General features: G+C 72.0%; 15 protein-coding genes. 10 read left to right on the forward strand and 5 right to left on the reverse strand.

Features of this window, described 5'->3' with window-relative positions; all coding sequences use genetic code 11:
* Positions 1 to 74 precede the first annotated feature (74 nt).
* Positions 75 to 653 (reverse strand): hypothetical protein, encoded by a 579-nt coding sequence (locus AC0665_RS01940; protein WP_363118524.1) that lies wholly within the window; start codon positions 651 to 653, stop codon positions 75 to 77.
* A 274-nt stretch (positions 654 to 927) separates the two neighbouring features.
* Between AC0665_RS01940 and AC0665_RS01945 the strand changes: the two genes are divergently transcribed.
* The 4 genes from AC0665_RS01945 (at position 928) to AC0665_RS01960 (ending at position 6026) form a co-directional block, all read left to right on the forward strand.
* Positions 928 to 1782, forward strand: a complete 855-nt coding sequence (locus AC0665_RS01945; RefSeq protein ID WP_468406847.1) for a bifunctional methylenetetrahydrofolate dehydrogenase/methenyltetrahydrofolate cyclohydrolase — start codon at positions 928 to 930, stop codon at positions 1780 to 1782.
* Between the two features lie 91 nt (positions 1783 to 1873).
* Positions 1874 to 2299: a DUF3017 domain-containing protein gene (locus AC0665_RS01950; protein ID WP_478704424.1), complete on the forward strand. Its 426-nt coding sequence runs from the start codon at positions 1874 to 1876 to the stop codon at positions 2297 to 2299.
* Positions 2300 to 2664: 365 nt separating this feature from the next.
* Positions 2665 to 3996: a helix-turn-helix domain-containing protein gene (locus AC0665_RS01955; protein WP_478704250.1), complete on the forward strand. Its 1332-nt coding sequence runs from the start codon at positions 2665 to 2667 to the stop codon at positions 3994 to 3996.
* A gap of 1040 nt (positions 3997 to 5036) precedes the next feature.
* Complete coding sequence (locus tag AC0665_RS01960) at positions 5037 to 6026, forward strand: malate dehydrogenase (RefSeq protein ID WP_363118520.1); 990 nt, start codon at positions 5037 to 5039, stop codon at positions 6024 to 6026.
* Here AC0665_RS01960 and AC0665_RS01965 read toward each other — a convergent pair.
* Positions 6019 to 7467: an MFS transporter gene (locus tag AC0665_RS01965; RefSeq protein WP_478605062.1), complete on the reverse strand. Its 1449-nt coding sequence runs from the start codon at positions 7465 to 7467 to the stop codon at positions 6019 to 6021. The genes AC0665_RS01960 and AC0665_RS01965 overlap by 8 nt on opposite strands.
* A gap of 94 nt (positions 7468 to 7561) precedes the next feature.
* Between AC0665_RS01965 and AC0665_RS01970 the strand changes: the two genes are divergently transcribed.
* The 6 genes from AC0665_RS01970 to AC0665_RS01995 all read left to right on the forward strand — a co-directional run bounded on the left by AC0665_RS01970 (position 7562) and on the right by AC0665_RS01995 (position 15844).
* Positions 7562 to 8509: a LysR family transcriptional regulator gene (locus AC0665_RS01970; RefSeq protein WP_478605060.1), complete on the forward strand. Its 948-nt coding sequence runs from the start codon at positions 7562 to 7564 to the stop codon at positions 8507 to 8509.
* A gap of 160 nt (positions 8510 to 8669) precedes the next feature.
* Entirely contained in the window at positions 8670 to 10190 is a 1521-nt protein-coding gene (locus tag AC0665_RS01975) for an aldehyde dehydrogenase family protein (RefSeq protein WP_468406858.1), read from the forward strand.
* 111 nt (positions 10191 to 10301) lie between these two features.
* Positions 10302 to 11834, forward strand: a complete 1533-nt coding sequence (locus tag AC0665_RS01980; RefSeq protein WP_478704251.1) for a GMC family oxidoreductase — start codon at positions 10302 to 10304, stop codon at positions 11832 to 11834.
* Between the two features lie 32 nt (positions 11835 to 11866).
* Entirely contained in the window at positions 11867 to 12937 is a 1071-nt protein-coding gene (locus AC0665_RS01985) for a quaternary amine ABC transporter ATP-binding protein (protein ID WP_468406862.1), read from the forward strand.
* Positions 12937 to 14886 (forward strand): ABC transporter permease, encoded by a 1950-nt coding sequence (locus AC0665_RS01990; RefSeq protein ID WP_478704252.1) that lies wholly within the window; start codon positions 12937 to 12939, stop codon positions 14884 to 14886. The genes AC0665_RS01985 and AC0665_RS01990 overlap by 1 nt, the downstream gene beginning before the upstream one ends.
* A 1-nt stretch (position 14887) precedes the next feature.
* Positions 14888 to 15844: an ABC transporter substrate-binding protein gene (locus tag AC0665_RS01995; protein ID WP_468635622.1), complete on the forward strand. Its 957-nt coding sequence runs from the start codon at positions 14888 to 14890 to the stop codon at positions 15842 to 15844.
* Between the two features lie 3 nt (positions 15845 to 15847).
* On the opposite strand, the gene AC0665_RS02000 is transcribed toward AC0665_RS01995, so the two are convergent.
* The 3 genes from AC0665_RS02000 to AC0665_RS02010 are packed head-to-tail and all read right to left on the reverse strand — an operon-like array spanning position 15848 to position 17243.
* Positions 15848 to 16567 (reverse strand): isocitrate lyase/PEP mutase family protein, encoded by a 720-nt coding sequence (locus AC0665_RS02000; RefSeq protein WP_478605055.1) that lies wholly within the window; start codon positions 16565 to 16567, stop codon positions 15848 to 15850.
* The gene (locus AC0665_RS02005) at positions 16564 to 16737 is read right to left on the reverse strand and encodes a hypothetical protein (RefSeq protein WP_478605053.1); all 174 of its coding nucleotides are present in this window, start codon (positions 16735 to 16737) and stop codon (positions 16564 to 16566) included. The genes AC0665_RS02000 and AC0665_RS02005 overlap by 4 nt, the downstream gene beginning before the upstream one ends.
* A complete protein-coding gene (locus tag AC0665_RS02010) occupies positions 16734 to 17243 on the reverse strand; it encodes a carboxymuconolactone decarboxylase family protein (protein WP_478605050.1) in 510 nt (169 codons plus the stop codon). Before AC0665_RS02010 ends, AC0665_RS02005 begins: the two co-directional genes overlap by 4 nt.
* Between the last annotated feature and the right edge of the window lie 19 nt (positions 17244 to 17262).

Consider the following 17262-nt stretch of genomic DNA (forward strand, 5'->3'; position numbering starts at 1 on the left):
TGCCCCCCTCGTACGGGTGAGACACGGCCCTTGGATGCGATAAGTGTGAACCGGTCCGTTCGACCGGGTCCGTTTCAGTACCGGGGGCGGTTGAACCAGGCCTTGCCGGCCGCGTTGCCGACGAAGACGGCCACCAGGATGGCGAGGATCGTGTGCACCAGGCCCACGATGACGAACGGGTAGATGCCGAGGACCGCCGTGATGATGGCGAAGACCAGGATGGTGACCCGGGCGCCGTTGCCGCCGTTCTTGAACTTCGTCGCCAGGACCGCCGCGAACACCAGCCAGGCCAGGCCGAACACCACGTAGCCCCAGATCAGGCCGGTCGAGTCACCGACCAGGTCCTGGAAGGCGGTGTTGTCCTTGAGGGACTCGTCGTCCTTCGCGGCGTTCAGCGCGACGGCGGAGAAGGCGAAGATGGCCACACCGAGGACCTGCAGACCGACGATGACCCACATCATCACGCGGGCCGCGCTCACCGAGCCCGGCATCGTGGTCGGCGCGGCGGGACCGCCGTAGGGAGAGACCGGAGGAGCCTGCGGGTAGCCGTAACCGGGAGCCTGCCCCTGGTCCTGCGGGTATCCGTAGCCCGGCTGCTGCGGCTGCTGCCCCTGGGGAGCGCCGTAGGGGTTGTTGGGGTCGCCGTAGCTCATGGGGCTCTTTCCTCCGTTGGTCCGAGTGCGGGGACGACGCGTGACATCCGCACGGAGGAAATCTTCAGTAGTGCGACCGTCCCCCCGTTGAGCTGCCCGCGGCACTTGTCGGGTCATCGTTCTGCACCACTGACCGGCTTGTCCAGCCGCATTCCCGATGTGTTGTGCAAGTGCAACATCGCTGATCATGGGCGGATACGGGAGGAGGGGCCCCCGGGTGCCCGGATTGCGGTCGGATTGGAACCGCGGCGGGGTCATCCGCGAGGATGGGGTCATGACCGCCCAGATTCTCGATGGCAAGGCCACCGCAGCCGCGATCAAGTCCGATCTGACCGCCCGCGTGGCGGCGCTGAAGGAGAAGGGCGTCACGCCCGGCCTCGGCACGATCCTGGTCGGGGACGACCCCGGCAGCAAGAAGTACGTCGCCGGCAAGCACCGCGACTGCGCACAGGTGGGCATCGCCTCCATCCAGCGCGAACTGCCCGCCACGGCCACCCAGGAGGAGATCGAGGCGGCCGTCCGCGAGCTGAACGAGGACCCGGCCTGCACCGGCTACATCGTCCAACTGCCGTTGCCCCGGGGCATCGACGAGAACCGCATCCTGGAGCTGATGGACCCGGACAAGGACGCGGACGGACTGCACCCCATGAACCTGGGGCGCCTCGTCCTCAACGAGCCCGCCCCGCTGCCCTGCACGCCCAACGGCGTGCTGACCCTGCTCCGTCAGTACGGCGTGGAGATCAAGGGCGCCGAGGTCGTGGTCGTCGGACGCGGCGTGACCATCGGCCGCCCGATGCCGCTGCTGCTCACCCGCCGCAGCGAGAACGCGACCGTGACCCAGTGCCACACGGGCACGCGTGACCTGTCGGCGCACCTCAAGCGCGCCGACATCATCGTCGCCGCGGCCGGTTCCGCCCATCTGATCCGCGCCGAGGACGTCAAGCCCGGCGCGGCCGTCCTCGACGTCGGCGTCTCGCGCAGCGCGGAGGGCAAGATCGTGGGCGACGTCCACCCCGATGTCGCCGAGGTCGCCGCCTGGATCTCCCCGAACCCCGGCGGGGTCGGCCCGATGACCCGCGCCCAGCTGCTCGCGAACGTGGTCGAGGCGGCGGAGCGCAGTGTCGGCTGAGCACCGGGCCCCCGCCGGGCACGAGGCGCCCGGCGGGCAGGACACGCCGAGCGGGCACGCGGCGCCGGAGGACCTCACCGTCCGGGATCCCATCAGCGCGCCCGACGCCGAAGGGCGACCGCGGCGGGTCACCCGGCGCTTCCCGCTGTTCACCAAGGACACCGCGCGCCCCGAGGGCGGTGGCCGGGCTGCTCCCCGGGACGCGCCCGCGCCGGCCCGGCAGTGGCCCGTGCTCGCCGTACTGGGGCTGACGGGGGTCGGGCTGCTGGTGACGGCGGTCGACCAGTTCCGCGTCGGGACGTTGCTGATCGGCGCCGCCCTGCTCGGCGGCGGCGCGCTGCGCTGGCTGTTGCCGGACGTCGGCATGCTCGCGGTCCGCTCCCGCTTCACGGACATCGTCACGTACGCCGTGCTGGGTCTGGTGATCGTCCTGCTGGCGCTGATGGCACAGCCGCATCCGTTGCTGCAGATCCCGTTCCTCAAGGACACGCTGCACTTCACCGTCACGAACGAGTGACCGGGCGGCGGCCCGTCCTCTCCCCCGAGGAAGGGCGGGCCGCCGTCCCGCCCCACCCTCCGGCACGGCGAACGGCCTGTTCAACGGCTGTGAGCGCGCTGTGGCACGGAAGTGACAGTTCCGGTACGTCGTGCTTCCGATTCGGTACGAAGTGGTGCGAGCACGGGGTGGGCGTGGACAATCGGGACGGTCCAGGGTGTATCGCGCGCGGTCACCATGCTCCAGTGCGCCCCCCGTCAGGGAACTGAGATCCTGAGTGGGCGCATCCCTGTGGGTATCCAGAACGGGGAATCGGCCGGGGCCGCCGCGCGCGGGGCGAACAGCGCGAGAAATATCAGCACGTACCGGGGGGAAGAGGGGGAGCAATGCCTCGTTGGAAGGCCTTGCCGGATGAGCTCGATCCACAGATCAGGGAGTTCACCAGTCAGCTGCGCCGGCTCGTCGACCGCAGCGGTCTGAGCATCGCGTCGGTGGCGGACCGCACGGGCTACAGCAAGACGTCGTGGGAGCGTTATCTGAACGGCCGGCTGCTCGCGCCGAAGGGCGCGATCGTCGCCCTGGCCGAGGTCACCGGCACCAATCCGGTGCACCTCACCACCATGTGGGAGCTCGCCGAGCGCGCCTGGAGCCGCTCGGAGATGCGGCACGACATGACGATGGAGGCCATACGGATCTCCCAGGCGCGCGCCGCCCTCGGGGAGTTCGGCGGGCAGGACTTCACCGACCCCAAGGCCGGTGGCAGAACGGCGTCCGCGGGCGAGGGCAGAGCGGCGTCGGCGGGCAGCGGCACACCCCCTCGCCGCGGTGGCACCACCGTCACGCCGGGTGTCGCGGGACCGGCCGGTGTGGTCCCGAGCGTGCCGGTGCAGCCGACGGCCCCCGAGGTCCAGGACTCCACCGGCTCGGGTGTGCGGGAGGAGAGCGGCCGGGCCGCCGAGCCCGAGGTCAACTCATGGGGGCTGGCCGGGTACCAGGGCCCGTCGCCGACCCGCGGGCGCTCCGCCGGGCCCGGCACCGACCGGGGCTCCCGGCCCGGCCCGCCTCCCGGCGCCTCCGCCGGTTCGCCCGTCGGACCGGGCCGGACCCCGGGCGCCGGGGCGGGCTCGTACGGCGAACCGCAGGACGCCGTTCCGGCCCGGGCCGGGGCGAGCGGCGGTGCCGGTGGTTCGCAGGGTGCCGGTGGGTCCCGTGGCTCCGCCTCCGCGGGCAAGAAGCGGACCGTGACCTTCCTCGCGGGTGTGGTGGGCGTGCTCGTGGTGATCGCCGGTGCCTTCTATCTCACCGGCGGCGGGGGCGGAGACGAGGCCAAGGGCGGCGACACCTCGCCCTCGCCGACCGTCAGCGCCGACCCGAAGCTGCCGCCCGGCGTGAAGTGCAGCGGCGACAGCTGCACCGGCAAGGACGCGGAGGCCATGGGGTGCAGCGGTGACCTGGTGACCACCGCGCAGACGGCGACCGTCGGCACGGTTACGGTCGAGGTCCGCTACAGCAAGACCTGCAAGGCGGCCTGGGGGCGTATCACGCAGGCGGCACAGGGCGACGAGGTGCAGATCAGCGCGGGCAAGGCGAAGCAGTCCGGCAGCATCACCGCGGCCGGGGACACGATCGCGTACACCCCGATGGTGGCCGTGAAGGGCGCCACCGACGCCAAGGCCTGCGCGACGCTGTCCGCGGGGAAGCAGGGCTGCACGGAGTAGCGGCGCCGCCGCACCCGATGCGGCAGGCCGCGCCGCACCGCAGAGAAGCGGCGGAGCCGCACCGGAGCCCGCCGCGCCGCACAACGGCCGGGCCGCGCCGTAATGGAGCCAGCCGCACCGCACAGCAACAGGGCCGGACGATAAGGAGTTCGCCGCACCGCACGGCAGCGGGGCCGTACGCGGTGGCGGCAGGCCGCATCGCACAGCGGCCGGGCCGGACCGTTAAGGAGCCCGCCGCACCGCACAGCGGCGGGGCCGTGCGCGGTGGCGGCAGGCCGCGCCGAACGGCAGCAGGGCTGGACGTAAAGAAGCCGACCGCACCGCGGAGAAGTAGCCGCGCCGCACAGCGGCGGAGCCGCACCGGAAAGGAGCCCGCCGCACCGCACAGCGGGCGGGCCAGACCGCAAAGAAGCCGGCCGCACCGCAGAGAGGTGGCCGCGCCGCACAGCAGCGGAGCCGCGCCGTAAAGGAGCCCGCCGCACCGCACAGCGGCCGGGCCTGACCGCAAAGAAGCCGACCGCACCGCAGAGAAGCGGCCACACCGCTCAGCAGCCGGGCCGTATGCGGTGGCGGCAGGCCGCGCCCCGCCAGCAGGGCCCCGGCGGACCCCGCCGCCAGTCGAATGGCAGCCGCCCCGGACCGTAAGAAGCCGACCGCGCCGCACCGCGGAGAAAGCGGCCGTATCGAACACGTGCGCGGCCCGCCCGCCGGGTCTGCCGCCGTCGAGGAAGCCGGCGCGAAATTTTTCGGGCCGGGAGGAATGGGCGGGGCGATCGGGGGCACGCGAACCGTACCCCCACGGGAGTCCGGCATGGTCGGTATCCCCCAGGCGGCCGCCTTCGTCCTCCTCTCCCGGACGGGCGGCCGCCTCTTGTATGGGCGGGGGAGGTGTTGTGGGCCGGGCCACACCGACCCGGCCGTCCGGGATCCCGGATGCGCGATAGCCTGACCGCTGGATGGATCTCTTGACGCCAAGAGATCGATCAAACGTCCGGGGCAGGGACCCCGCCCCTACCGCCAGCTGTCATACGGAGAACGCCATGACCCGCACTCCCGTGAACGTCACCGTCACCGGCGCGGCCGGCCAGATCGGTTACGCCCTGCTCTTCCGCATCGCCTCCGGTCAGCTGCTCGGCGCGGACGTGCCGGTGAAGCTGCGCCTGCTGGAGATCACGCCCGCCCTGAAGGCGGCCGAGGGCACGGCCATGGAGCTGGACGACTGCGCGTTCCCGCTCCTCCAGGGCATCGAGATCACCGACGACCCGAACGTCGCCTTCGACGGCGCCAACGTCGGCCTGCTCGTCGGCGCCCGCCCCCGCACCAAGGGCATGGAGCGCGGTGACCTGCTGGAGGCCAACGGCGGCATCTTCAAGCCGCAGGGCAAGGCCATCAACGACCACGCCGCGGACGACATCAAGGTCCTCGTCGTCGGCAACCCGGCCAACACCAACGCCCTGATCGCCCAGGCCGCCGCGCCGGACGTCCCCGCCGAGCGGTTCACCGCCATGACCCGCCTGGACCACAACCGCGCGCTGACCCAGCTCGCGAAGAAGACGGGCTCGACGGTCGCCGACATCAAGCGCCTGACGATCTGGGGCAACCACTCCGCCACCCAGTACCCCGACATCTTCCACGCCACCATCGCCGGCAAGAACGCCGCAGAGGTCGTCAACGACGAGAAGTGGCTGGCCGAGGACTTCATCCCGACCGTCGCCAAGCGCGGCGCCGCCATCATCGAGGCCCGCGGCGCCTCGTCGGCCGCGTCCGCCGCCAACGCCGCCATCGACCACGTCCACAGCTGGGTCAACGGCACCGCCGACGGCGACTGGGTCTCCATGGGCATCCCGTCGGACGGCTCCTACGGCGTCCCGGAGGGCCTGATCTCCTCCTTCCCCGTCACCACCAAGAACGGCACGTACGAGATCGTCCAGGGCCTGGAGATCAACGAGTTCTCCCGCGCCCGCATCGACGCCTCCGTCAAGGAGCTGGAGGAGGAGCGCGAGGCGGTCCGCAGCCTCGGTCTCATCTGACGCCACCGCCGAGAGCCGTCTCTCCGCGTTCGTACGCAGGCCCCGTACCGGTCGCTTCCGGTGCGGGGCCTGCGGGCTTCGTGGGGCCGGAGTCCTTGCCGGCCCCGCCGTATCCCACGGTCACCGCCACCGTGGCCGCCAGGACCAGCAGGCCCACGACGCGCAGCGCCGGTGCCATGCCGCTGTGCAGATCGCCGTGGGAGGCCAGGACCGTGCCGGTGACCGCGACGCCGAGGGCCGCGCCGATCTCCCGGGCGGAGGTGCCGAGGCCCGAGCCGAGGCCCGCCTGGTGGGGCGGCAGGGACGTGACCACTCCCAGGGTCAGCGCCGGCATGCACAGCCCGGTGCCGGCGGACAGGACCAACAGCCAGCAGGCGTAGAGCGGGTAGGGCGTTGCCGCCCCGGCCGTGGACACGCCCAGCAGGCCGGTGCCGATGAGGGCGAGGCCGCCGCCGATGACGGGGCGCGGGTGGGCGGACCAGCGGGCGGCCAGCCCGGGCACCAGGGCCATGCCGATGATCAGCGGCACGATCGCGAGGCCGGTGCGGGCGGGGCCGTAGCCCTTGACGCCTTGCAGGTACTGCGAGTTGACGTAGAACAGGGAGAACAGGCCGAAGAAGCCGGTCGCCATGCCGAGGGTCGTCGCGCGCAGCCGGGGTGCGGTGAAGACGCGCGGGTCGAACAGCGGGGCGCGCGAGCGCAGGGACACGATCGTGAACAGGGCGACGAGCAGGGCGCCCGCGGCGAACGCGAGCAGGATCCGGGGCGAGGTCCAGCCGTACGCCGGGCCCTCGATGATGCCGAAGAGCACCGCGAGAAGTCCGCCGGTGAGGAGCAGCGTCCCGGCCGGGGCCAGGTGGCTGTGCGGGGAGCGGTCCGTGCGGGGGGTGGTGACGGCGACCGCCGCGACGAGCAGCGCGGCCAGCGGAACCATGGCCGCGAACAGGACCCGCCAGGACGCGTACTGGCCGGCGAGACCACCGCCCAGGTTCCCGGCCAGCCCGCCCAGACCGAGCGCCAGTGTCCACGCGGCCATGGCCCGGGCGCGCCCTCGCGGCCCGGCGAGGTGCATCAGGATCGACATCGTCGCGGGCGTGATCAGAGCGGCCCCGGCCCCGGAGACTCCGCGCCCGGCGATCAGCAGGGCGGGGTCCCGGGCGAGAGCGCTGAGGGCGGCCCCGGCCGCGAACAGCGTGAGTCCGGCGAGCAGCGCGCCCTTGCGGCCGTACCGGTCGCCGAGGGCTCCGGCCGGGATGAGGAGGCCGGCGAAGACGATGACGTAGGCGTCGACCGTCCACAGGATCTCGCCGGTCGAGGGGTGCAGGGACGAGGCGCTGAGCTGCGGGATCAGCAGGTTGACGGCCGCGACCATGCTCTGCGCGACCAGGGCGCAGGCGCACAGGGCGAGCAGGGCCGGCCGTTTCAGGGCGTGCGAGGGCAAGGCTCCTCCTCGGGAGCTCGGTGGGTGGGGATCGCACTGCCGACCGTAGGCTCGGGAGGTCCCTGTACTCCAGTGCAACCTTTGCAAGGGGTCGATGCGTGTGACGCAATCAAGTGGGCTGGATCTGAATCTGCTGGTCGCGCTGGAGGTGCTGCTGGAGGAGCAGAGCGTCGGCGGGGCGGCGCGGCGGCTGCATCTGTCCGAGCCGGCGATGAGCCGCACCCTGGGCCGGATCCGCAAGGCGCTCGGGGACCCGGTGCTGGTGCGGGCCGGGCGGCAGATGGTGCCGACCCCGCGGGCGCTCGCCGTGCGGGCCGAGGTGAGTGCGGTGGTCGAGCGGGCCCGGGCCCTCTTCGCGCCCCCTGCCGACACCGACCTGCGCACGGTGACCCGGACCTTCACGGTGCTGTGCCACGACGCCGTGGCCGCCTCGTGCGGTCCTGCCCTGTTCGCGCGGGCCGCCCGGGACGCACCCGGCATCCGGCTGCGGTTCCTCGCCGAGAGCCATGTGGACGCGCCGCTGCTGCGGGAGGGCACCGCCGATCTGGAGGTCGGCGTGATCGACACGGTGGCGCCCGAGGTGCACGTGGAGCCGCTGTACGAGGACCGGATGATGGGGGTCGTACGGGCCGGACATCCGCTGCTGGAGGGCGAGTTGACTCCCGAGCGGTTCGCCCGGGAGGTCGATCACCTGGTGGTCTCCCGGCGGGGCAGGCTGCGCGGCCCGGTGGACGACGCCCTCGCCGGACTCGGTCTGACCCGGCGGGTGGTGGGCTCGGTGGGCACCTTCCCCGCCTCCCTCTTCGTCGTCCGCTCCACCGACCTGACGGGCCTGATCAGTTACTGGAGCGTTCCTATGGCGCGGGCCCTCGGCGTGGCCACCTTCGAGGTGCCGCTGCCGCTCCCGCCGCTGCCGGTCGGGCTCGCCTGGCACCCGCGTCACGACGTCGATCCCGCGCACGCCTGGCTGCGGAACGCGGTGCGGGAGACACTCGCCGAACGGTCGCGGGGGGACCGATCCGCCGGGTCGACCTGTGAATGATGAGCGCTTGACCCTTGTTTGTCCGCATTTTCAGTGACGCAGCGCACTTTCAGCCACCGACGCGCATGCATCCGGGGGAGTCGGGCAGGCGAACTCGGTCTCTTAGTGACACGTGTGTGACACAGGGGCGCTGATCAGGAACGGAAGGCGAAGAGCGATCATGGCGGAAAGTACCGAACTTCAGGCGCGTGAAACCATCCATGCGGGAGGAAAGTGGCGGGCGGCCACTTCCGGGGCCACCCGCGAGATCATCGACCCCGCGGACGCGCTGCCCTTCGCCCTGATCGCGGAGGGCGACGAGAAGGACACCGATCTGGCGATCGCCGCCGCCCGGCGCGCCTTCGACGAAGGCCCGTGGCCGCACACCCCCGTCCCCGAGCGGGCCGCGCTGCTGCGCCGCGTCGCCGATCTCCTCGTCCGGGACCGCGAGAAGCTCGGACGGCTGGAGGCCCAGGACGCGGGCAAGACCGTCGAGGAGGGCCGGGTCGACATCGACTGTGTCGCCGACGCCTTCCGCTACTTCGCCGACCTGGTCGCGGGCGAGGCTCCGGGCCGGGTCGTGGACGCGGGCTCGCCCGACATCCACAGCGTCGTCGTGCACGAGCCGATCGGCGTCTGCGCGATGATCACGCCCTGGAACTACCCGCTGCTCCAGGCCAGCTGGAAGATCGCCCCCGCCCTCGCCGCCGGCAACACCTTCGTGATCAAGCCGAGCGAGATCACCCCGATGACGACGATCGCGCTCATCGAGCTGCTCGTCGAGGCCGGGCTCCCCGAGGGCGTCGCCAACATCGTCACCGGCCCGGGCCACTCCGTCGGCGCGCGGCTGTCCGAGCACCCCGACGTCGACCTGGTCTCCTTCACCGGCGGTCTGGTCAGCGGCACCAAGGTCGCCCAGGCCGCCGCCCCGACCGTCAAGAAGGTCGCCCTCGAACTCGGCGGCAAGAACCCCAACGTCGTCTTCGCCGACGCCTGCGCCACCGAGGAGGGCTTCGACACCGCCGTCGACCAGGCCCTCAACGCCGCCTTCATCCACAGCGGCCAGGTCTGCTCGGCCGGTGCCCGCCTCATCATCGAGGAGTCCGTCCGGGACCGCTTCGTCGGCGAACTCGCCCGGCGCGCCGAGAAGATCCGCCTCGGCCGCGGCACCGAGGACGGCGTGGAGTGCGGCCCGCTCGTCTCCGAGCAGCAGCGCGCCAAGGTCGAGATGTACGTCGAGTCCGCCCTCAAGGAGGGCGCGGTGCTGCGCTGCGGCGGCAAGCGCCCCGAGCCGTCCCCCGAGCGCCCCGAGAACGGCTACTTCTACGAGCCGACCGTCCTCGACCACTGCCACCGCGAGATGCGCGTCGTGCGGGAGGAGGTCTTCGGGCCGGTCCTCACCGTCGAGACCTTCCGCACCGAGGACGAGGCCGTCGCCCTCGCCAACGACACCGAGTACGGACTCGCGGGCGGCGTCTGGACCGCCGACGCGGGCCGCGCCCGCCGCGTGGCCGGCCGGCTGCGCCACGGCACCATTTGGATCAACGACTTCCACCCCTACCTGCCGCAGGCGGAGTGGGGTGGCTTCGGCAAGAGCGGAGTGGGCCGCGAACTGGGCCCGGCCGGACTCGCCGAGTACCGGGAGACCAAGCACGTCTACCAGAACCTCGCTCCGAAGCCGGTGCGCTGGTTCGCGGGCTGACCCCTCCTCCCGCCGGGCCGCCGACCCCCATCCCGGGCTGACCCCCACACCCCGGGCCGAGGTCCCCGTCCCCCGAGCCCGTCCCTTCATCCCCACTGGAGCAAGCACGCCATGTCCCACACCAGCCATGAGTACGACTATGTCGTGATAGGCGGCGGAACCGCAGGTTCCGTGATCGCCTCGCGCCTGACCGAGAACCCGGACGTCACCGTCGCCGTCATCGAGGGCGGCCCCAGTGACGTCGGCCGTGACGATGTGCTGACCCTGCGCCGCTGGATGGGCCTGCTCGGCGGCGAGCTCGACTACGACTACCCGACCACCGAACAGCCACGCGGAAACTCACATATCCGGCACAGCCGGGCCCGCGTGCTGGGCGGCTGCTCCTCGCACAACACCCTGATCGCCTTCAAGCCGCTGCCCGCCGACTGGGACGAGTGGGAGGCCGCCGGGGCCAAGGGCTGGGGCGCGGTGCAGATGGAGGCGTACTTCGCCCGGCTGCTCAACAACATCGTCCCGGTCGACGAGAAGGACCGGAACGCCATCGCCCGCGACTTCGTCGACGCCGCCCAGGAGGCCCTGGGCGTGCCGCGCGTCGACGGCTTCAACAAGAAGCCGTTCACCGAGGGCGTCGGCTTCTTCGACCTGGCCTACCACGCCGAGAACAACAAGCGGTCCTCGGCGTCGGTGGCCTACCTCCACCCGGTGATGGACGAGCGGCCCAACCTGACGATCCTGCTGGAGACCTGGGCGTACAAGCTCCAGCTGGACGGCAACCGCGCCGAGGGCGTGCACGTGCGCACCAAGGACGGCGAGGAGATCCTCGTCAAGGCGCGGCGCGAGGTGCTGCTGTGCGCCGGCGCCGTCGACTCGCCCCGGCTGCTGATGCACTCCGGCATCGGCCCCAAGGCCGACCTGGAGAAGCTCGGCATCTCCGTCACGCACGACCTGCCGGGCGTCGGCGAGAACCTGCTCGACCACCCCGAGTCGGTCATCGTGTGGGAGACCAACGGCCCCATCCCGGAGAACTCCGCGATGGACTCGGACGCGGGCCTGTTCGTGCGCCGCGACCCCGAACTGCCGCACCCCGACCTGATGTTCCACTTCTACCAGATCCCCTTCACGGACAACCCGGAACGACTGGGCTACCAGCGGCCGGAGTTCGGCGTCTCCATGACCCCGAACATCCCCAAGCCGAAGAGCCGCGGCCGGCTCTACCTGACCAGCGCCGACCCCGAGGTCAAGCCCGCGCTGGACTTCCGCTACTTCACCGACGAGGACGACTACGACGGCAAGACCCTCGTCGACGGCATCAGGATCGCCCGCGAGATCGCCAGGACCGAGCCCCTGGCCGGCTGGCTCAAGCGCGAGGTGGCCCCCGGCCCGGACATCACCGGTGACGAGGAGCTCAGCGAGTACGCCCGCAAGGTCGCGCACACCGTCTACCACCCCGCCGGCACCTGCAAGATGGGCGACTCCGACGACCCGACCGCCGTCGTCGACCCCGAGCTGCGCATCCGCGGCCTGGAAGGCATCCGCATCGCCGACGCCTCCGTGTTCCCCACCATGACCACCGTGAACCCGATGATCGGGGTGCTCATGGTCGGGGAGAAGGCCGCCGAGCTGATCGGTGGTGGTTCCAAGTGACCGCGACCCTCGAACCCCCCACGGAGCAGACCATGGACACCACACCCGTCTTCTCGGTGGAGGGACTGTGGAAGGTGTTCGGCCCCAAGGCCGACCGCGTTCCCGGCGACCCCGAGCTCACCGCCCTCGACCCGGCCGAGCTGCGCTCGCGCACCGGCTGCACGGCCGCCGTCCGGGACGTCAGCTTCGACGTGCGCAAGGGCGAGGTCTTCGTCGTCATGGGCCTGTCCGGCTCCGGCAAGTCCACGCTGGTGCGCTGTCTGACCCGGCTGATCGAGCCGACCGCCGGCACCATCGCCATCGACGGCGAGGACGTCCGGGCCATGGACCGCTCCCGGCTGCGCGAACTGCGCCGCCACCGCGCCGCGATGGTCTTCCAGCACTTCGGCCTGCTGCCGCACCGCACCGTCCTCGACAACGTCGCCTACGGCCTGGAGATCCAGGGCATGGGCAAGGCCGAGCGGCGCGAACGGGCCGCCGAGGTCGTCGCCAAGGTCGGCCTGGAGGGCATGGAGCACCGCCGCCCCGGCCAGCTCTCCGGTGGCCAGCAGCAGCGTGTCGGCCTGGCCCGCGCGCTCGCCGTCGACCCGGAAGTCCTGCTGTTCGACGAGCCGTTCAGCGCGCTCGACCCGATGATCCGGCGCGACATGCAGGATGAGGTCGTCCGGCTGCACCGGGAAGAGGGCCGCACGATGGTCTTCATCACCCACGACCTCAACGAGGCCCTCAAGCTGGGCGACCGCATCGCCCTGATGCGCGACGGCCGGGTCGTGCAGCTCGGCACGCCCGAGGAGATCGTCGGCGCGCCCGCCGACGACTACGTGCGCGAGTTCGTCCGGGACGTCCCGCGCGAGCAGGTCCTCACCGTCCGTACGGCCATGCGCCGCCCCTCGGGCTACCAGGACGGCACCGGACCGGCGGTACGGCCCGACGCGACGGTGTCCGAGGCGATCGAGGCGGTCGCCCGCGCCGGCGCTCCGGCCCGGGTCGTCGACAAGGGCCGGTGCGTGGGCGTGATCGACTCCGACACGCTCCTCGGTGTCGTCGCCGGAACGGAGCAGCCCGCTCCACCGGGGACGGAGCTGCCCAAGGAGGCGGTGTGATGGCGACCATCACCGCGGCCCCGACGCGCATAGGCCTGCCCGCCTTCCTCAAGCACCACGCCGTCCGCAAGCTGCTGCTGCTCGGTCTCGCCGCCGCGATCCTCGTGCCGCTGGCCAACGCCCGCTGGGCGAGCGGAAGCTGGCCGAGCGCGCTGACCGTCGACTTCTCCGAGCCGCTCGCCAAGACCAGCGACTGGATCATCGACAACCGCGACAGCCACCCGCTGTTCCTCTACTTCTTCGGCCACGTCAGCAACGTCGTCGTCCTCGCCGTACGCGCCGTCTACCTCACCCTCCTCGCCGTCGGCTGGGCCGGGGTCACGGCCCTGGGCGCCCTGGTCGCCTGGCGGGTCGCCGGTGTGAAGCTGGCACTCGGCACGGCCGTCGCCTTCCTCGCCTGCGGTCTGCTCGGCATGTGGGTGCCGACCATGCAGACGCTCGCCCTGATGGTCGTCGCCGTCCTCGCGTCGGTCGTCGTCGGTGCGCTGCTCGGCCTCGCCGCCGGCCTCTCCGACCGGATGGACCGCATCCTGCGCCCGGTCCTGGACACCATGCAGGTGCTGCCCGCCTTCGCCTACCTGCTGCCGGTCGTGCTGGTCTTCGGCATCGGCGTCCCGGCGGCCGTGCTGGCCACCGTCATCTACGCCGCGCCCCCCATGGCCCGTCTCACCTCGCTCGGGCTGCGCGGAGCCGACAAGGGGGTGCTGGAGGCCGTCGAGTCGCTGGGCTCCACCGCACGCCAGCGCCTGCTGACCGCCCGCATCCCGCTGGCCCGCAAGGAACTCCTCCTCGGCCTCAACCAGACGATCATGATGGCGCTGTCCATGGCCGTCATCGCGGCCGTCATCGGCGCCGGCGGTCTCGGTGACCGCGTCTACCAGGCCCTGGCCTCGGTCGACGTCGGCGCCGCGCTCGCAGCCGGCATCCCGATCGTGCTGCTGGCCGTCGTCCTCGACCGCGTCACCGGCGCGGCGGGGGAGAAGCTCGGCGCCGAACCCGAGCCCCACAGCGGGCGCGGCTGGCTCATCGCCCTCGCCGGCGTCGTCGCCGTGGCCGTCGCCGGGCGGCTCGCGGGCCGCCTCGACTGGCCGGAGTCCTGGGTCGTCGGCATCGCCGAACCCGTCAACCGCGCCGTCGACTGGATGACCGCGCACCTGTACTCGGGCGTCCCCGTCGTCGGCGGCACCGCCGACTGGGCGGGCCACTTCACCACCTGGGTCCTCGACCCGATGCGCGACGGCCTGCAGGCACTGCCCTGGTGGTCGGTACTGCTGATCGTCGCCGCCCTGGCCTGGGTGATCGGCACCTGGCGCACCGCGCTGACCGCCGTCCTGGCCATGGCCGCGATCGGCGTCCTCGGTGTCTGGAAGCCGTCCCTGGACACCCTTTCCCAGGTCCTGGCGGCCGTCGCCGTCACCCTCGTCGTCGGTTTCGCGGTCGGCATCGCCGCCGCCCGCAGCGACCGCCTGGAGCGGGCCCTGCGCCCCGTCCTCGACGTGTTCCAGACGATGCCGCAGTTCGTGTACCTGATCCCGGTCGTCGCCCTGTTCGGCGTCGGCCGTGCCCCGGCCGTGGCCGCCGCGATCGTCTACGCGCTGCCGGCCGTCGTGCGCATCACCACCCAGGGCCTTCGCCAGGTCGACCCGGCCGCGCTGGAGTCGTCCAGTTCGCTCGGGGCGACCAGCTGGCAGCAGCTCAAGCAGGTGCAGCTCCCGCTGGCCCGCCCGGCGCTGCTGCTCGCCGTCAACCAGGGCCTGGTCCTGGTCCTCGCCGTCGTCGTCATCGGCGGCCTGGTCGGCGGTGGCGCGCTCGGCTACGACGTCGTCTTCGGCCTCGCCCAGGGCGACCTGGCGACCGGTCTGGTGGCCGGCGCCGCGATCGTCTGCCTCGGCCTGATGCTCGACCGGGTGACCCAGCCCACCGAACGCCGCGCGAAGAAGGGAGCCTGACATGCGCGTCCGTACCACCGCCGCGGTCGCCGCGGTGAGCTCCCTGGCCCTGCTCACCGGCTGCGGCGCGGCCGACATGACCAAGCAGGCCTCGCCCTTCGCCAACGCGCAGGGCGCCAGGACCGTGACCCTGTCCGTGCAGTCCTGGGTGGGCGCCCAGTCCAACGTGGCCGTCGCCCAGTACCTCCTGGAGCACGAGCTGGGCTACCGCGTCGACACCGTCCAGGTCGACGAGGTGCCCGCCTGGGACGCCCTCAGCCAGGGCCGCGTCGACGCGCTCCTGGAGGACTGGGGCCACCCCGAGCAGGAGCAGCGCTACGTCAAGGACAAGAAGACGATCGCGCGCGGCGGCGAACTCGGCGTCACCGGCCACATCGGCTGGTTCGTCCCGACGTACCTCGCCAAGCAGCACCCGGACATCACCAATTGGAAGAACCTCAACAAGTACGCCGAGCTCTTCCGCACCCCCGAGAGCGGCAGCAAGGGCCAGCTGATGGACGGTTCGCCGTCCTACGTCACCAACGACAAGGCGCTGGTGAAGAACCTGAAGCTGGACTACCAGGTGGTGTTCGCCGGGTCCGAGGCGGCGCAGATCACGCAGATGCGGCAGTTCGCCAAGGAGAAGAAGCCCTTCCTCACCTACTGGTACTCGCCGCAGTGGCTGTTCAAGAAGGTCCCGATGACCGAGGTGAAGCTGCCGCCGTACAAGGAGGGCTGCGACGCCGACCCGGACAAGGTCGCCTGCGCCTATCCGCACACCCCGCTGCAGAAGTACCTCAACGCGGACTTCGCGAAGAAGGGCGGCAAGGCGGCGGCCTTCCTGAAGAAGTTCCGGTGGACGACGGAGGACCAGAACGAGGTCTCCCTGATGATCGCCGACCAGAAGATGACACCGGAGGACGCGGCGAAGAAGTGGGTGGACAGCCACAAGTCCACGTGGAAGAAGTGGCTGTCCTGACGTTCACCTCGCCAGCCGGTCGGCGATCTCCCGCAGGGCCCGGGCGGCCCACCGCTGGAGTCCCGGCCCGAAGGTGATCCGGGTGGCCCCGAGCGCGCCGAGTTCGGCGGGCGAGGGGCCGCCCTCGGCCGGGGCCCCCACGTTGAGCGGCCCCTGGATCCCGGCCCGCAGCAGCGGCAGGACGTCCGGCGGGGCCCCGATCGGGTACACGCAGTCGGCTCCGGCGGCGACGTACAGCGCGGCCCGCTCGAGGGCCCGGTCCGGATCGGCGACGCCACGGATGAAGGTGTCCACCCGCGCGTTGACGAACAGCCGGTCACCGGCCGCCTCCCGCACCTCGGCCAGCCAGGCGGCGTGCGCCCGCGGCTCCTTGAGCACCCCGCCCTCGGAGTCCTCCAGGTTGCAGCCGACCACCCCCGCCTCCAGCAGCCGCTCCACCAGCTCCTTCGGCGCGAGCCCGTAACCTCCCTCCACGTCCGCCGACACCGGCACGTCGACGGCCCGGACGATCCGGGCGACCGCGGCGAACATCTCGTCGGCCGGGACCTGCCCGTCCTCGTACCCGAGGGAGGCGGCGACCCCGGCGCTGGGCGTGGCGAGCGCCGGGAACCCGGCCTCCGCGAACACCCGCGCGCTGGCCGCGTCCCACGGCCCGGGCAGCACGAGCGGATCACCGGGCGCCCGGTGGTGGTGCAGGGCGCGGAACACCTCGGCCTTGCTCATGGCGTGTCACTCCCCGGCGGGATCCGGCGGCTCACCCTCACCCGGTTCCCGTTGTCGAGGGCGACGACCAGGCCGATCAGCGGGGCGAGCCCGGCCTCGTCGCGGTGCTTCGCGGCCTCGGACCGGGCTTGCCCGGCCGCCGGGGCCGACAGCGAGGTCCGGTCCGTCACTTGTACTGCCCCGGCTGGTAGTGGCCGGGCGTCATACGGCAGGTCACCCCGAAGCGGTTCCAGGCGTTGATCACCGTGATCGCGGCGATGAGCTGGGCCAGTTCGGCCTCCTGGAAGTGCTTCGCGGCGTTCTCGTACACCTCGTCCGGCACGAACCCGTCCGTCAGGACCGTCACCGCCTCCGTCAGCTCCAGCGCCGCGAGCTCCTTCGCGGTGTAGAAGTGCCGCGACTCCTCCCAGGCGCTGAGCTGCACGATCCGCTCGACACTCTCACCCGCCGCGAGGGCGTCCTTGGTGTGCATGTCGATGCAGAAGGCGCAGTGGTTGATCTGGGAGGCACGGATCTTCACCAGCTCGTACAGCGTGTGGTCCAGGCCCTTCCGGGCGGCGGTGTCCAGCCGGACCATCGCCTTGTAGACCTCGGGCGCGTGCTTGGTCCACTCCAGCCGGGCGGGCTGCTCGGGGGCGTACTCCACGGTCGTCCTCTCGTCGGTGTGCGTCGTCATGCCCTCGACCCTAGGAAGA

This window comes from Streptomyces sp. NPDC043685 (assembly GCF_056436585.1).

Bases quoted from the DNA above. Each gene is read 5' to 3' on its own strand.
- AC0665_RS01940 (WP_363118524.1), bottom strand. From the start codon at position 653: ATGAGCTACGGCGACCCCAACAACCCCTACGGCGCTCCCCAGGGGCAG.
- AC0665_RS01945 (WP_468406847.1), top strand. From the start codon at position 928: ATGACCGCCCAGATTCTCGATGGCAAGGCCACCGCAGCCGCGATCAAG.
- AC0665_RS01955 (WP_478704250.1), top strand. From the start codon at position 2,665: ATGCCTCGTTGGAAGGCCTTGCCGGATGAGCTCGATCCACAGATCAGG.
- AC0665_RS01960 (WP_363118520.1), top strand. From the start codon at position 5,037: ATGACCCGCACTCCCGTGAACGTCACCGTCACCGGCGCGGCCGGCCAG.
- AC0665_RS01970 (WP_478605060.1), top strand. From the start codon at position 7,562: ATGCGTGTGACGCAATCAAGTGGGCTGGATCTGAATCTGCTGGTCGCG.
- AC0665_RS01975 (WP_468406858.1), top strand. From the start codon at position 8,670: ATGGCGGAAAGTACCGAACTTCAGGCGCGTGAAACCATCCATGCGGGA.
- AC0665_RS01980 (WP_478704251.1), top strand. From the start codon at position 10,302: ATGTCCCACACCAGCCATGAGTACGACTATGTCGTGATAGGCGGCGGA.
- AC0665_RS01985 (WP_468406862.1), top strand. From the start codon at position 11,867: ATGGACACCACACCCGTCTTCTCGGTGGAGGGACTGTGGAAGGTGTTC.
- AC0665_RS01990 (WP_478704252.1), top strand. From the start codon at position 12,937: ATGGCGACCATCACCGCGGCCCCGACGCGCATAGGCCTGCCCGCCTTC.
- AC0665_RS01995 (WP_468635622.1), top strand. From the start codon at position 14,888: ATGCGCGTCCGTACCACCGCCGCGGTCGCCGCGGTGAGCTCCCTGGCC.
- AC0665_RS02000 (WP_478605055.1), bottom strand. From the start codon at position 16,567: ATGAGCAAGGCCGAGGTGTTCCGCGCCCTGCACCACCACCGGGCGCCC.
- AC0665_RS02010 (WP_478605050.1), bottom strand. From the start codon at position 17,243: ATGACGACGCACACCGACGAGAGGACGACCGTGGAGTACGCCCCCGAG.